The sequence below is a fragment of the Anaerosporobacter sp. genome (assembly GCF_965301125.1).
This window is the reverse complement of record NZ_CBDLAM010000055.1, coordinates 3,609-20,838: the sequence shown is the minus strand read 5'-3', so window position 1 is coordinate 20,838 and position 17,230 is coordinate 3,609. Positions and strand designations below refer to the sequence as shown.

The following is a 17,230-nucleotide window of genomic DNA, read 5'->3' as shown; positions in this document are numbered from 1 at the left end:
ATAACAGGGTTAGATCCAGATTTCAGACAAATAGAACTTGCTTCATATGAAGAAAATCACCCAAGAGCAAGAATAGCTATTGATTTATTCCAAAAAACAATAGCTCAATTTATAGCTAGATATGCAGTTTCAATGGGTGGAATAGATATAGTAGTATTTACAGGTGGAATTGGTGAAAACCAAATAAATGTTAGATAAAATATTTGTAATCTCTTAAAATTTATGGGACTTGAGATAGATGAAGAAATTAATAATCGGGTATTTGAAAATATGGAAGATAAAGCAGCAGTTTTCAATCGTATGAGTAGAGACGAAATTGAAGACATTGTTAAGCACTATCGATTACAATGGTTAGCATTTGATGGACCCGCACAAACAAGGAAATTTTTAGGAAATATATTTACATATTTACAAGATGATAATCAAAATTATTTTTTTTATGCAAAAGTATTTCAAAAGTATTATCATAAATGGATCAGTATTTCAAATGCTTATTTTCGATTCTCAGTTACATACGATATTGAATATTTTGACAAAGCATCGAATCGATATGTCTCACTATTAAACGAAGAAATTAGTTTTATGAAAGAAATGGTATCAACAATATAATATTATAAAGGAGAAATGATTCATATGGAAAATGTAATTTTGGTAATTTCGGTAATTTTACTTTTATGTCTAGCTTTACTATTGATAATTAAGCCAATCTATTTTTACAAAATACAGCAAAAAGTGATGGCACTTTTTCAAATTAGGGTAGAGTACGATGAAGAAAATATGACAATGGGAAGAGTGGTAGGAATTATACTATTAATTATCACTACATTGGCGACATTGATGCAGTTTTCATAAGCTCAATAAACTTCAAGAAGGAGAATGAGATGAAAGTGGAAGTTCTACCGATATATGACAACGATTTGGAATGTTATCAATCGGTTATTGTTAGTCTATGTAGATACTTGAGTTGTGATTATAAACTTATGTTTGCAGGTACATGGAGATTTGACTATGATACAGAATGCAATAAGGATAGTATTGGTTCGAGATTAATTCAAAGAGACGATAAAAATTTCTTATTGTTCCTAGAACAATTTCATGGTATTAAGACAATAAAAAAAAAATTGAATCAATTCAGGACATAGTAAAGTTAGTTAATAATCAAGTTAAAATAGGAATGCCAGTTGCTTGTCATATTGACTCTTTTTGGCTTGAATGGGCAGCTAATTTTGGAAAGATACACTATAATCACGTGATTTTAATTCTTTCTGTAGATGAAGAAAAGAATTATTTTACGTGTATTGATCCGTACTTTAGTAGCAAAGAAGAAATATTACCTTTTGAAATAATTATAGGTAAGGTAAGACAATGTGATATATTTGAATTACATGAAGTACCAAAGCAACAGCCGTCGTTACAATGTATATTAGATATTGCCTTGTATAATTTATTAAAAAAGAATGGGACAGCATTTGATCGAATACGACATTTTGCTAATGATATGGATGAAATATTTGACCTTTCGGTGGAATGTAGTGAAAATATGCCTTTTGATTCTTGCACATTAATGATTGAACTTAAAAATATACGGGGACAAAGAATGAATTTTGCACAGACACTTCGGTATCTAGCTGAAAGAGAAAAAAATATTGAATTATCAAATTGTGCTCTAGAGCTGGAAGGGATTGCGATATTGTGGAAAAGATTGAATTATGTTTTAGTGAAACAATCACTTAGAGGTAATTCTAAAGATATAAAACAAAATATATTAAATCTAATTTTACAAATAGCAGATGAAGAGGAAACTATTGCAGCTAAATTGGCTAATATTGAAAGGAATAGCATGGGTGCTGTTAATGTTTCAAATTAATGGAGGTATCAATATGAAAGTAGCAAGGATTGAGAATATCGATGCACCGCTTGAAGATAAAATGGATTGTATAAGCAGAGCATGTCAAGTAATAAGTAAGAAATTTCAATTTCCTGCTGCTTTGTTAAGTTGTTATAACTGGAAAATTGATAGAAAAGTATACATAAATGATATTAAAGGATTTCAAATTAGGTCGATATTCTCACAAACTAGTGAGATTTTGCAATGTTTAGGAGTTAATATCATTCACAATAATGATGATTTTATTTATGCATTTAAGGAAATCGAGGGACAGTTATATCAAAATAAAGAGGTAGTATTGTGTATCGATGCTTACTATTGTCCTTGGAATCCTGCTTTTAAATTGGGACATATGAAACATTATATAATACCTCTAAAAATTGATTATGATAAAGGTGTTATCGACTGTTATGAACCATTTCATCAACCAGGTTATCGGGAACTTTTAATTGATAACTTTAGACAAGGGTACATTAATTCCTATGTTTTTGAAAAAAAATATAGTATTTCAGAAATAGATCCATATGGTTTTTGTCAGTCAATTATGAATGAACCTGAAGAAAGAATGCAACAAATTTATGGGGAATTTATTACCTTTATAGGTAGCGTAACTGCTTTTGAGGAACTATATGAGTCATCGCGAGTAGAATTATGTAGTGTCACTAACCTAGCAAGTCGTTGTTATCAGAATCGTTTTATAGTTGCAAGGGTGTTAGAGAGTTTCTTCTATGAACTAAAAGATCTAAGAATTAGAGATTGGTGTAATGACTTTATTAAATCACTTGATACTTGGAATCAAATTTATTTAATATTACTGAAAATGTACTATTTGGGAAGCATTCGTAAAGACATTATACAAATTGTAATGGAAGAATTACAGATATGTATGGAAATTGAATGGAATTTGAGTAGAAAAATACTGATGAGCCAGGAGGAAAAAATTTGTGGAACTAATATCAGAAATTAGAGAAGTCGTTTTGGAAGTTTTAAAGAAAGATTATCCTGAACAAACCCCAGAGTTAGAAGATGATGTGGATCTTTCGGAATATGGAATAAGTTCAGTTACATACATTAATGTAACTGTACTTCTCGAGGACAAGTACGATATAGTTTTTGATGATGAAAAATTGGATTTTACGAATAATAATACAATTAGACAATTAACGGAATATGTAAGAGATTGTATTTCAAATAAATAAAGTTGGAATGAGGTTTATTTTTTCGGCAGGGGGGGAGACTTTTGGAGACATATCTGGTAAAAGAATCTGTAATGGATAAATGGAATGAGACAACATTAATATATGACGAGGAACGTACAATTCATAGTTTATTTGAAGAAGTGGTAGAAAAGTATCAAGATAAAATAGCTCTTCGTTGTATGGAAGAATATATAACATATAATGAATTGAATGAAAAATCAAATCAAATTGCACGAAAGTTACGAGAATTTGGTGTTAAGCCAGATTCCATAGTAGGTTTAATGTGTACTAGGTCAGTTTATATGTTTATTGGTATGTTAGGAATTTTAAAAGCGGGTGGTTGTTATTTGCCCTTAGATCCTAAATTTCCTAAAGAGCGCATTCGGTATATGTTAGATGATAGTGAAACTGAGATTTTAGTGACACAAAAGGAGTTGAGTACTCTTTTGGAATTTGATGGAAATTGCGTAATAATGGAGCAAGATGTTCAAGAATATGATAAATCAAATTTAACGGACCTTAATAAGTCAAAAGATTTGGCATATGTTATATACACTTCTGGATCAACAGGTAAGCCCAAAGGTGTTATGTTAGAACATAAATCAGTACATAATTTCATATTAGGAATGAAAAAGTTAATTTCCTTTATTCCAGAAAAAAAGATTGTTTCATTAACCACAATATCTTTTGACATATTTGTTTTAGAAAGTCTTCTCCCGTTAACTGTTGGAATGGAGGTTGTGATAGCAGAACCAATGGATTTTCAAAAATATATGAAAGAAAAGCATATGGATATGTTACAAACTACACCATCTACCATGAAGTTATTACTAAAAGATAAAGATAACATTCCTTATATTAGGAACTTATCAGATATCATGTTGGGCGGAGAAACATTTCCAGAACCTTTACTTGAAGATTTGAAACACATAACAAAAGCTAGAATTTATAACATGTATGGTCCAACTGAGACAACAGTATGGTCAACAGTTAAAGACTTGACAGATACAGATCATATTACAATTGGATATCCAATTTCTAATACGCGTATCTATATACTGGACGATGAAAATAAAATAGTAGGTCCAGGGCAACCAGGAGAACTTTGTATAGGTGGAGACGGTGTGGCTAGAGGATACTTGTATAGAGATGATTTGACGAATCAGCGTTTTATCAGGCATCCACTAATAGAGGGAGATAGACTCTATAGAACAGGTGATGTAGCTCAGTGGTTAAATAATGGGGAACTTAAATTGTTAGGTAGAATAGATTCGCAAGTTAAAGTTAGAGGATTTCGAATTGAATTAGGTGAAATTGAAAATTTATTTATAAAATTCAATAAAGTAAAAAATTGTGCTGTTGCAGTAAAGGAAGTAGAAAATGGAGATAAAGTTTTAGTAGCATATTATACATCAAACGAAACTTTACTTGTTTCAGAGATTAATCAATATTTAAAAGAAAATCTTCCAGAGTACATGATACCAGGAATATATATACAGGTAGATGAAATACCATTAACACCGAATGGAAAAATAGATCGTAATGCTTTGCCGTTGCCAGATACAAGAAGGCCATTAATGGATGTTCAGTATGTAGAACCATCATCAAATATTGAAAAGATAATTAGCGATGTTTGTAGAAAAGTACTTAATAAAGACAAAATTGGAATATGTGATAATTTTTTTGAATTGGGTGGAAACTCAATACTAATATGTCAGCTTAATGCTGAGTTAAAAAATTTATTTCCTAATCTTATTACAATTACAGATATTTTTTCATATCCTTGTATTAAAGAGTTAGCTGAATTTATTGAAAAATCAACAAAGAAGAAAAAATATATCTTCTCAAATTTTCCAAAGGATTACTACAGTGTGATGCAGGAAAGAGGAAAGAAAAGTTGCTCAGTTATTTTACCAAATGAAAAAAAACAAATAATGCAGAATATAGAAAAATATTACAACGTTGCATTAAATGATATTATGACTATTCTATATATGTATGTTATTGAACAGATATGTGAAACTAACATATCATATAGTCTTTTATACCATACAGATTTAGAAATATATGAATATATGAAATGCAACTTTAGTGATAATGACAATCTAATTGGATTATGTAAAGATAGAATAAATCGAGATATACAATATGACGTGTTATTAAGAAGGAATGATTTCGAAGAAATCATGAACAAAAGTAGTATGATTATTCCGACTTTATTCTTTCAAGAAATGATAAGAGAACCAGAAATAATGGAATTTGCATGTTCTATTTTTGATGTAGATGAAGGAATGAAAATTGAGGCTATTTATGATAGAGGAACGATAGAAGAGGAGCATGTAAAAGAATTCATGTCCTTGTATGTTGACTTAATATATATGCTAATTACACAACATGAAAATTAACAAGTAGAGAGGAGGCGTATGAGTATTGCGGCTGTAATACTTATACGGGAAAAGATGAATCAGTTAATTGTTCATACTAGTACAAATAATATGGCAGCATTATTTGAAGGTCAAGGTGCACAGTTTGTAGGTATGGGAAAAAGTTTATATCAACAATATCCCTATGTTAGGGATTTGTTCGATGAAGCAAGTGATGTTTTGGGTTTCAATATGAAAAAACTTTGTTTTGAAGATTTAGAACATAAATTAAACTTAACAGAATATACGCAACCAGCTTTACTTACTGTAGAAACTGCGTCATATCTTGTTTTGAAAAAGGAACTAGGTTGGAAGCCTTCGTATTTAGCGGGACATAGTTTAGGTGAAATTACAAGTTTAGTATGTGGTGGAGCAATTACATTTGGCGATGGTGTTGGTTTGGTAAAATTACGTGGTAAGTATATGCAGGAAGCAGTTCCGAATGGAAAAGGAACAATGCTTGTTGTTCGTAATTGTGATCCAATATTATTGAAAGAGCAATGTCTTAAAATAAATAAAAAAGGATACCAATTGAGTATTGCTAATTATAATTCAATAGATCAGTGTGTTATTTCAGGGGAATTTGATGCAGTAGAAATAGTGATTGATCAACTAAGAGGGCGTAATATATGGAACAAAAAATTAAATGTTAGCGGACCTTTTCACAATCCACTAATGGAAAGTGCAGCGCAAAGATTAAAAGAAGATTTAGATAAAATTGTGATTAGCGATTTGGAAATACCAGTTATTTCTAATGTAACTGCATTGCCATACATAGAAAAAACAAGTATTAAAGAACATATTATTAAGCAGATTGTTTGCCCAGTAGAGTGGGTAAAGTGTATAAAGTATTTACTTTGTAACAATACGTTTGATTTGATCGATATGGGACCAGGACAGGTTTTGAAAAAATTGGCAAATGGATTATCACAAGTGAGAGTATATTCATTTGAAGAAGGCATGAATTATCTTTCTAATCAGCATTGTAATAAAAAGCAAGATAGAGATATAAAATTTATGGAAGAATGCGTGCGGATAGCTGTATGTACACCTAATTATAATCAAAGTGAAGAACAATTAGACTATATAATTTTATTAAAAAATATAAAAGCAAGGATAAAAATATTAAAAGAAAAGAATGAGAAGCCTAGTAAATATGAAGTAGAGCAGGCATATGAAATGTTACGTCAGGTAATGAAAGAAAAATTAGTTCCAGGAAATGAAGAAACAATGAGATTTAATGATTTACATAATAGTTACCAGTTTTAAGATATTAACGAGGAGAAGAGACCATGGAAATTAAGTTGGGAGAATTATCAAATAATAGAGTTAAGCAAAAGATTGATATGATTGAGAAACAAGATATTTCAACAAATGAAATAGCAATTATCGGGCTTGCTTGTAGATTTGCTCAAACAGATTCCCAAGATGAATATTGGGATGCAATAAAAAATGGTGTTGACTGTATTCGTACATTTCCTGAAGAGAGAAAAAGATTAAATTATTCGCTAAATTATTCGGAGAATGATGAGTATTATGAAGGTGGATTTTTAAATGATGTTGATAAATTCGATAATGATTTTTTTCATGTATCTCCGATTGAAGCTAAAATTATGAGCCCACAGCAGAGAGAATTCTTACAAATTGCTTGGTCTGCCATTGAGGATGCTGGATATGGTGGAAAAAAGATTATAGACTCAAACACAGGGGTTTTTTTGGGCTATAGTACAGATTTTGGCGTAAGTTACAAGGAATATATTGATGAATTAAACAAAGATATGGAGGTATTAGCAGTTGCGGGTAATTTAAATTCAATTGTTGCTAGTAGGATTTCATATATATTAAATTTGAAGGGACCTAGTATGCTCATTGACACAGCCTGTTCATCTTCTCTAGTGGCAGTTAAAACAGCATGTGATTCTATTCTAAATGGCCAATGTAATATGGCGATAGCTGGTTCAATAAAGCTTGATTTATTACCTCTTGTAAAGATTGGTAAGAAAGAAGTGGAAATCGGAATTACTTCTAAAGAAGGAAGAACACGAGCTTTTGATAATGATTCAAATGGAACAGGTGCAGGAGAAGGTGTTGCAGCAATTCTGTTAAAACCTTTAAAAGCGGCTGTTAAAGATAGAGATCAGATCTATGCGATAATAAAAGGCAGTGCAATTAACCAAGATGGTAGATCTGTTAATCTAACTTCTCCAAATCCTCTTGCGCAAGAAAAAGTTATTATACAAGCTTGGAAAAATGCAAATATTGATCCAAAAACAATATCTTATATAGAGGCACATGGTACGGGAACACGGCTAGGGGATCCAATTGAAATTACAGGTATGAATAATGCATTTCGATGTTATACCACAAAACAGCAATTTTGTGGAATTGGCTCTGTAAAAACTAATATTGGGCATTTAGACTGTGCTGCAGGAATGGCTTCTTTAATCAAATTAGTTTTGTCCTTAAAATATAAAGTTCTACCACCATCCATTCATTTTAAATTTCCGAACCAGAAAATAGATTTTGAAGAATCTTCACTTTACGTAAATGATAGTTTACGCCCATGGATAGCAGAATACTATCCGAGAAGAGGTGGTGTAAGTGCATTTGGATTAAGCGGAACAAATTGTCATATTGTTTTAGAAGAGAGTCCTGTAAAGAGAGAAATAGTATGCGATAAGGCTTCAATTAGAGTAGCGACGTTTTCAGCAAAAACACAAGAAGCTTTATTGAAAATAATATGGCAAATAGGAGCGCATATAAGAAAGCATAGGGATAATTCCATAGATGATGTATGCTATACATTAAATACCGGAAGAGGACAGTATGAATTCAAATTGGCAATGATATTTCAAGACATGGATGATTTGTTTCGGAAAATTGATATGGTTTTATTAAATGGTTTATCCAATTATATAGAATATGATGTTTTCTACGGGGAACATCATATTATCAACAGTGAGCAGAAAAAGCAAATTGGTAGTGAGATAACAGAATGGGAAAGAAATCAGTTATCGACCAAAGTAAACGAACAGATAAAAGCTATGATAAATAGTAAAAACGAGATTGATATAGATTGGTTAAGGGATGTATGTATTCATTATTGTAGTGGAGCGGAAGTTATGTGGGAAGCATTATATACAAATAGATACTATCAGAAAGTAAGTCTTCCGACCTATCCATATGCACGAAATAGTTTTTGGATAGAACAAGCAGCAAATATAGAAGATAAAACCATTAAAAATAACTCTATGTCTTATCCACTTTTTAAATCTTGCTTAGCTAAGTCATTTGATAGAATTACTTATGAGAGTCATTTTAGTCCAAAAGAAGACTGGATTTTAAGTGACCATAAGGTGGCTGGTAAATATGTAGTTCCAGGTACTACATATTTAGAAATGATTCGATATGTACTGTATACTTTTTATCAACCAAAGGAGATTCAACTGAATAATGTATTCTTCTTAAGGCCACTTATTTTATCAGAAGAAGAGAGTGCAAAGGTACATACTATTATCAATACAAGTGGAGATGCTATTTCATTCACAATTGCTAGCAAGAAGGATAATGATAATGAATGGGTGGTTCATACGGAAGGTCAAGCAGAAATCATTTATCAGAATCATCAACAAAGATTAGATTTAGAACTAATAAAAGGGAATATGCATAAAGGAGAGTTAGAAGAAATACCTTATGAGGAAAATGAAAAAATTGAAACAGGAGCTAGATGGGATAATCATAAGGTGATATGGATAGGTGAACATGAAGTATTAGCAAAATTAAGTTTAAAAAGTGAATTTCAGATAGAAGCTAAACAATTCGGAATGCATCCCGCTTTACTTGACGAAGCAGCTAACTTATTAATTCGATGCATTGGAAATGGCTTATACCTACCATACTCATACAAAGGAATAAGGATTAAAGAACATTTTTCAAGAGAGATTTATACTTATGTAAAGGAAAAAAAGAAAAAAGAAGAGTTTGCTCTTTTTGATGTGATAATAATGGACGATTCAGGTAATGTACTTACCATAATTGATGATTATATGATTCGTAAAGTAAATACTCTTGAATTAACTAAAAATTTTACTGATCAAACGTTGTTTCATCATTTTATATGGAAGGAAAAATTAAAAAAAATATATTCTCCTATGAACGTTGAGAATTGTATTGTATTTGTAGGAAAAGGGAAAAAGAATCAGGAAATAGCTCAATATTATGAAAAGGCAGGATGCACTTTATATAATATGCCAAAAACAGAAGTAGAATTTACACGTGTACTCAATATGTTTGATTTAAGTAAGAACCATAAAGTTTTGTATTTATTACCTCAGTTTTATCAATCAGAGGAGCAGAATAATATAGAATATCGTTTAGCAAATAGTCTTTATCAATTTCAAAATTTTATTTTTGCATTGAATAAAAGTAAACTCTCAGCTCGAATGGAATTAATAGTGATGGGATATTGTGGAGTCCAGATTAATGATAAAGAGATTGTAATACCAGAGTATGCAGCTGTTTATAGCTATGTGAATGGTATACGTTTTGAAATGCCAAAAATCAACTGTTATTGTATTGATTTAGATGAACAAATTGAGCCGTCAATATTAAATCTTAATGAAATAGATAATATGGGGGAGATGTTTTTAAGTGCATTTCGAAATGGTAAAAAATATACAAGATGTTTAACACAATATCGACTTGATATGTTAAATAAAAGTAATATTAGTATTGAAAAAGGACATACCTATATAATCACTGGGGGTATGGGGGCACTAGGCTTAGCGTGTGTAAAATACATTGCCAGTAAGCAACAAGTACGTTTTGTTTTAGTAGGAAGAAAAGGCCTTCGTAATACAGAATCAAATTTACAAATTAAAAAGCTGATTGAGGATATTAAGGAAACAGGATCTGAGATAATATTAGAAAATGGTGATGTATCTAATCTAGACTTTTTAGATGATTTATTTGAAAAAGTAAGTAATAAATATGGGCAGATTAATGGAATATTTCATCTAGCAGGTGTAGCAGGAGACAGATTTATTAAAAACAAGACAGAAGAAGAAATAGACCAAGTTTTACTTCCTAAAATAAAAGGTACCTGGAATATAGATCAACTGTATGATAAGTATAGAATTGATTTTGCTGTGTTTTTTTCTTCTATTTCATCCATTGTTGCAGAAGCAGGACAGGTTGATTATGCTGCTGCAAATGGATATATGGATGGTTTTGCAGCGTATGGGCGAAAAAAAGGAAGAAAATATTATTCTATTAACTGGCCAGCATGGTCTGAAACAGGCATGGCAGTGCAGTATGGTGTTAATTTAGAGAAACAAATTGTTGAGCCTATAACAACACAAAATGGATTTACTTCGTTAGGAAAAATTTTAGAGAGGGAAGTAACCAGTGTTATTGTAGGAAAATTTAACGTAAATGAATATGTAGAGAATAGCACCAACTTATTTGATATATTACCTGAATATACAGTACAAAACTCAAAGTATTCGGAAAAATCAGAAAAAATAATGAATGATAGTATCATATTAGAAGGAAGAGAAGAAAATGATAGCTATAGTAGTATAGAACAAAAACTAGGGGAAATAGTTGGAGAAGTTTTGCAAATAGATAAGATCAACATATTTGAGGAATTTGTAGAGATGGGATTGAATTCAATTATTTCAGTTAAAGTTGAGATGGAGTTAGAAAAGGCGGGATTTTCTTTGTCTATAAATGATTTATTTGAATACAATTCCGTAAAATTATTAGCGTCACATCTTCAAAATGAAAATGAGGAAGGAACGGTTGTAGAAGCAGTAGTAGAAAAGAAAAATTTGAAAGATATAATTGTACCATTTAATGATATTTTTTATATTAGTTGTTTCTATAATGCGTTGATTCCAGTTATTTCAATAGTACATAGTAATCTTTTTCCCTTAATTTCAGGTATAGTACATGTGTATTCTTACAATCAGGAGGACCCTTTTGAAGAAAATGAGTTGCAACGAGCAAGCGATGTAAAAGTAATGGATTTACTTCAATACATTGGGCTGGATGTATCAATTAAACAACATGTTAGTCATAGAAAACGGGATTGGATTCTAAATGATATTGATTTATATGCCGTAAAAGATATGGAACAATATATGGGCGACATTTCGGTCCATGAAATCAATGATGTAGATTTTGCATTGGAGGATATTAAAACTGCTCTTAAGAAAAGACATCCAGTGATTTTAATGATTGACTGTTTTTATGATTCAATGCGAATAGATACTTATCAGAAAGAGCATTGGCTTCATGCACTTCTTTTAGTGGATTTTAATGAAGAAAAGCAAGAATTTTATGCAATTGAACATTCCTTTAAAGAGGTTATGAATTATAAATTTCGTAAGCTAACATTTAAAGATGTAACAGATTCATATGAAGGTTATTTAATAAATTATCAACCAGAAAAAAATATTCCTGGATTCTATGAATTTATGTTAGATGAAGCTCAAGAGAATTATAATCATATGGAATTAAGTGAGGCACAGAATACATATAGAAAACTTAATCTGAATTACATAGAAAAGTTCGAAGATAGCATAAAGCAATTAGGTCAGCTTATACAGAGGATAAAAGAGTTTATTAAAAATAAGGATTTGCTTGAGAAAACAATTGAATCAATAGTTGTAGTGTTGGGAAGTTGTATTAGCAGAAGGCAAATTGATTTATATAATGTAAAAAAACTATATGGTGAAGAAAATATATTCGCTAGAGAATTACAACATATAGTTAATGATTGGTTACTTGTTAGAAAAGAATTACTTCGTTATCAGTTATTGAACAACTATGATGAAATGGATGTATCTCAAATAGAAAGTATATTAGATGACATTTACAAATCAGAATACAATTGGATAAGTAATTGGAGAAAATGATATGGAAAATAGATATAGTCATTATTTTTTAATGAATGAAGAGGAGATTGGATTATATGTCAAAGAAAAGTGCAGAATATTAAAAAAAGAAAGTCCAATTAAGGTTACAGAAATAGGAAATGGAAATATCAACTATGTATTTTTGGTGATGGATGTTGACACTAAACAAGCTTTTATTGTAAAGCAGGCTGGATTAGAAGCTAGAATTTCAAAGGAAATGAAGTTAGAACTTGAAAGAGGGAAACGGGAAGCTGCTATTTTAAAAATATATGGTCAGATTGTTCCAGGTTATGTACCCCGAATTTATTACTATGATGAAACTATGTGTACAATCATTATGGAATATATGAAAGATTATACCGTGTTAAGAGAAGCTTTGATGAAATTTATGATATATCCCAATTTTGCAGAACAGATTTCTACATTTCTTGCTAGAACTTTATTTTTTCTATCGGATTTGTATTTGAATCATAGTGAGAAAAAGAAAATGGCAGCAACATATACAAATGTAGATTTGTGTAATCTTACGGAGGAACTTGTATTTACAGATCCATATTATAATGGAAAGCAACAGAATAGTTTAACGAATAATCAACAATATTTAAAAGAAATGATTTATGACAATGAGGAACTACAGCTTGAAGTGGCTGATTTGAAGTTTAGGTTTATGACCAATCAACAAGCATTATTGCATGGAGATTTACATACAGGATCAGTATTTATTCACTCACAAGGTATTTGTGTATTTGACCCAGAATTCACTTTTTTTGGACCAATGGGATATGACATCGGGAATATATGTGCTCATTTTCTTATACAGTTATGCCGCCTAACCATTCTTCAGAAATACTGCTTGTTAGATAAGAAGACAAACATAATCTGGATATATAATTCGATTGGAGATATTATTGATCTATTTCGTACTAAATTTCTTAAATTAATGGATTCGTATACTAGAGAAGTAATGGCTAAAACGCCAGGGTTTAAAGAAAAATACATAGAAAAAATCATACAAGATACTGTAGGTTATGCTGGAATTGAATGTATCAGAAGAGCAGTAGGATTAGCTAAAGTAGAAGAACTATCCAGTCTTAGCGATGATAAAGTACGTGCTGATATAGAGAAATGCCTACTGGAAATATCAATAAAAATGATATTAGAACGAAAAAGTATTCATTCTGGGATTGATATCAAAGAACTCATTGGAAATCAATTAATGCTAGATTTCTTTTGATTTTAAAGAAAGAAGGAAGTATACGTGGAAACAATAGATGATAAATCAATGAAAAAAAAATGTCTTCCCCTAGTTGAACCTGCTATCACAACAAATCCATATGTAACAAATAAGCTAGCCATATTAGGTAACTTTAAAGAAACCCAGCCTTGGATATTGCAAAATTTCACAAATATTTGGATGCAAAGAAATTTTAGACTTAATTATGGAGCAGATTTTTTGTATTTTAGTTCTTATCGATTTTGCCCTTTTATCAAAGAATTTGAGATGTGTACGTCAATAGTTGACAAAAAATGGAAAACCATTGTGGAGGCAATTATAGACATAATAAATATGGGACATTACGTTTATTTAAATATAAATACATCGTTCATACCTCAGTATAAAAATTTTGAAAATAACCAAATGCACGATATTTTTGTATATGGATATGACAGGGATGAAAAAATTCTATATGTTGCTGATTTCTTTGAATATGGAAAATATGGTATGAAAAAAGTTTGTTTTAAAGATTTTATTATGGCTTATGATAGTATGGATGATACAGTGAAGAGAGACTTTTTTGATGGTATTATCATTCTACAATATACAGCTCGGGATATACCTTTTGATATGGAATTTTGCATTCAAGGAATAAGAGATTATCTGAATTCTAAGAATACAATAGTTAAAAGTATATTGGTGGAACTTGACAAGAAGGATGAGGTTGTATTTGGGATAAATACCTGTGATATTATGATTCAATATCTTCAAGATCTTTCACGTATTGAGAATATCAAATTGGATTATCGTACATTTCATTATTTTTATCAACATAAAGTGCTGATGAGATTAAGAATCCAATTTTTTATCGAAAAAGGATATGTTAAAAGGTATAAGGATTTTGCTATATTGGATGAATACTTGGAGATTGAACGAAAATGGTTAGAAGTTCGTAATCGAATTTTGAAATATAATATTAAACCAGATTATATGTTAATTGAGCGCACTATAAGTGATATAAATAGTTTAAAAAAGCATGAAAATAAAGTGTTGAAACATTTGTTAAATGTATTAAAAATATAATTATTCCTTCATTGGAGATAATGAATTGTGAGGTAAAGTGGTGATATGAGTCAAAAAAAAAGCGGTGTTTTATTACACCCATCTTCTTTTTCCACTCAATATGGATATGGTGATATTGGATTATATGCATATAGGTACGTGGATTTTTTGAGACAAGCAGGACAAAATCTATGGCAAGTACTTCCATTAGGACCAGTTAATGAATCGGATTGCCCCTATCAATCGAGTTCAGCTTTTGCAGGAAATATATATTTGATTAGCGTAGAATTATTAATATTAGATGGTTATGTAAAACAAGAGTATGTGAATGGGTTATTTAATGGACAGGTATTATCGTTTGAACAATCTAAACAGTTAAAGAATGTTGTATTTCATAAGTCTTTTCAGAGGTTTACGGAAAATAAAATGTTCTTATTAGATTCTTTTTTGGACTTTTGTTTAAGGAATCAATATTGGTTAGAGGATTATTCTAGTTATGTTGTGTTACAAGAGTACTTTTCAATAGGTTGGGAGCAGTGGCCTGTAAACAATATACAATCTTTGCAAAGTAAATATAATATTGATGTGTCAGAAAAAGTGTTATATCAGAAATTTCTACAGTTTATATTTGACCAACAATGGTCTGCTTTAAAGAAATATGCTAATAATAATGGTATAAAAATTATTGGGGATGTACCAATTTATCTATCCCACGATTCAGTTGATGTATGGAAGAATCCAGACTTATTTTTGTTAGATTCACAGGGAAATTCTACATTTATCTCTGGTAGTCCTCCAGATAATTTTAGTAGTACAGGACAATTATGGAATACTTGTTTATACAGGTGGGAAAAGCATAAAGAGAATAGCTATTATTGGTGGATAGAGCGATTAAAAATGATTAAAACTAGATGTGATTTTATCCGGTTAGATCATTTTCGTGGATTTGTAGAGTTTTGGGCGATACCGGCGGGAGTCAATGAAGCTGAAATAGGTTGTTGGGAAAAAGGTCCAGGCGAAGATTTCTTTTTTGAGATTTTAAAGCACTTTAATAAGGAAGATTTTATTGTAGAAGATATGGGAATCATAACTGATGATATAATAAGAATTCGCAATCAATTTCAGTTTATGGGAATTAAAGTGTTGCAATGCAAGTTCGATCAGAAAATATTTAAGGACGATAATTATACATATTATACAGGTACTCATGATACGGATACATTGTTAGGGTGGATCAAAAAAGATAATAACCAAATAAAGGATCATGAACATTTAGTTCAAGAAGCATGGAATATAATAGAAACAGTATCAGCTTCTAAAGCGAAATATGTAATATTCCAAATTCAAGATTTACTTATGCTAGATTCAGAATATAGAATGAATGTTCCTGGAAGTGCAATTGGAAATTGGCACTATTTGTTTGATGAGAATTCTATCGCAGAGAAAACAGTATTAAAACTGAAAGATATTACAGAAAAAAATAAACGCTAAATTTAGTAAATATTTTGAAGTAAACTTTATTGTATATAAGATTGAACAAAAAATAGTAATAACACAAAAGTGTACACTTTTTGATGGCAAAAAATAATTTGGTAGAAAGAAGAATGACATGGAAAGAAGATTAATGCTTGGAAATGAAGCTATTGCGAGAGGCGCATTTGAAGCAGGTGTAAAAGTATCAGCTGCTTATCCAGGTACACCAAGCACTGAGATAAGTGAATATTTATCTACATATGAAGGAATATACACAGAATGGTCAGTTAATGAAAAAGTCGCATATGAAGTTGCTTTGGGTGCATCTATATCAGGTGTACGTTCTTTAGTTTCAATGAAATGTGTAGGATTAAATGTTGCTGCTGATCCAATGTTTACATCTGCATATACGGGTATATTGGGAGGAATGGTAATTGTAGTAGCTGATGATCCAGGAATGCATTCATCACAAAATGAACAGGATACAAGATTATTGGCAAAAGCAGCAAATATTCCTGTATTAGAGCCAGCAGATTCACAAGAAGCAAAGGAATATACAAAAATTGCCTATGATATAAGTGAAAAATATGATACGCCTGTTATTATTCGAATGACAACTAGAACTTCACATTCAAGAAGTGTGGTTCTCTTAAATGAACAAGTAAGAATTCAAGATAAAGAATACAAAAAGGACATTGAAAAAAATGTTATGCTTCCAGTATTTGCGAGAAGAAGTCACCGGAAAAATATAAATAATATATTAACTTTGAGTAATACGTTAACATCATATGGTCTTAATGAGTTTGAAATAAATAGCCAGGATGTTGGTATTATAACAAGTGGAATATGTTATGAATATGTAAAAGAAGTTTTTCCAGATGCCTCAGTACTAAAATTAGGTATTGTATATCCGCTAAATAGAGAGCAGATATTAGATTTTGCTAATAGTGTTCAAAAAGTATATGTAATTGAAGAATTAGAACCATTTATTGAGGAAATGGTTAGGAATATTGGACTCAGAGTCCCACATAAAGTAGCTGAGAATAGAA

Annotated in this window: 12 protein-coding genes and 2 pseudogenes; all 14 read left to right on the top strand. The window is 30.6% G+C overall.

Annotation, left to right across the window (positions count from 1 at the left end; genetic code table 11):
- Positions 1–198: pseudogene (locus ACW2QF_RS08200) on the top strand (acetate kinase); the annotation flags it as partial.
- 24 nt (positions 199–222) lie between these two features.
- Positions 223–609, top strand: coding sequence for a hypothetical protein (locus ACW2QF_RS08195; RefSeq protein ID WP_455715514.1), 387 nt, complete (start codon positions 223–225; stop codon positions 607–609).
- 24 nt (positions 610–633) lie between these two features.
- A complete protein-coding gene (locus tag ACW2QF_RS08190) occupies positions 634–852 on the top strand; it encodes a hypothetical protein (RefSeq protein ID WP_455715513.1) in 219 nt (72 codons plus the stop codon).
- Positions 853–881: 29 nt separating this feature from the next.
- Entirely contained in the window at positions 882–1,142 is a 261-nt protein-coding gene (locus ACW2QF_RS08185; protein ID WP_455715512.1) for a hypothetical protein, read from the top strand.
- Positions 1,143–1,174: 32 nt separating this feature from the next.
- Positions 1,175–1,867: a hypothetical protein gene (locus ACW2QF_RS08180; protein ID WP_455715511.1), complete on the top strand. Its 693-nt coding sequence runs from the start codon at positions 1,175–1,177 to the stop codon at positions 1,865–1,867.
- Between the two features lie 13 nt (positions 1,868–1,880).
- A complete protein-coding gene (locus ACW2QF_RS08175) occupies positions 1,881–2,855 on the top strand; it encodes a hypothetical protein (RefSeq protein WP_455715510.1) in 975 nt (324 codons plus the stop codon).
- Positions 2,833–3,087 (top strand): phosphopantetheine-binding protein, encoded by a 255-nt coding sequence (locus ACW2QF_RS08170; protein ID WP_455715509.1) that lies wholly within the window; start codon positions 2,833–2,835, stop codon positions 3,085–3,087. The genes ACW2QF_RS08175 and ACW2QF_RS08170 overlap by 23 nt, the downstream gene beginning before the upstream one ends.
- Positions 3,088–3,128: 41 nt before the next feature.
- Positions 3,129–5,492, top strand: a complete 2,364-nt coding sequence (locus ACW2QF_RS08165; protein WP_455715508.1) for a non-ribosomal peptide synthetase — start codon at positions 3,129–3,131, stop codon at positions 5,490–5,492.
- 18 nt (positions 5,493–5,510) lie between these two features.
- Positions 5,511–6,779, top strand: a complete 1,269-nt coding sequence (gene fabD / locus ACW2QF_RS08160; RefSeq protein ID WP_455715507.1) for an ACP S-malonyltransferase — start codon at positions 5,511–5,513, stop codon at positions 6,777–6,779.
- A gap of 23 nt (positions 6,780–6,802) precedes the next feature.
- Positions 6,803–12,430, top strand: coding sequence for an SDR family NAD(P)-dependent oxidoreductase (locus ACW2QF_RS08155; RefSeq protein WP_455715506.1), 5,628 nt, complete (start codon positions 6,803–6,805; stop codon positions 12,428–12,430).
- A 1-nt stretch (position 12,431) separates the two neighbouring features.
- Positions 12,432–13,664: an S-methyl-5-thioribose kinase gene (gene mtnK / locus ACW2QF_RS08150; protein WP_455715505.1), complete on the top strand. Its 1,233-nt coding sequence runs from the start codon at positions 12,432–12,434 to the stop codon at positions 13,662–13,664.
- 24 nt (positions 13,665–13,688) lie between these two features.
- Entirely contained in the window at positions 13,689–14,729 is a 1,041-nt protein-coding gene (locus tag ACW2QF_RS08145) for a hypothetical protein (RefSeq protein WP_455715504.1), read from the top strand.
- Between the two features lie 45 nt (positions 14,730–14,774).
- Positions 14,775–16,199, top strand: coding sequence for a 4-alpha-glucanotransferase (gene malQ / locus ACW2QF_RS08140; protein WP_455715503.1), 1,425 nt, complete (start codon positions 14,775–14,777; stop codon positions 16,197–16,199).
- 118 nt (positions 16,200–16,317) lie between these two features.
- Positions 16,318–17,230, top strand: a pseudogene (locus ACW2QF_RS08135) (indolepyruvate ferredoxin oxidoreductase subunit alpha); the annotation flags it as partial.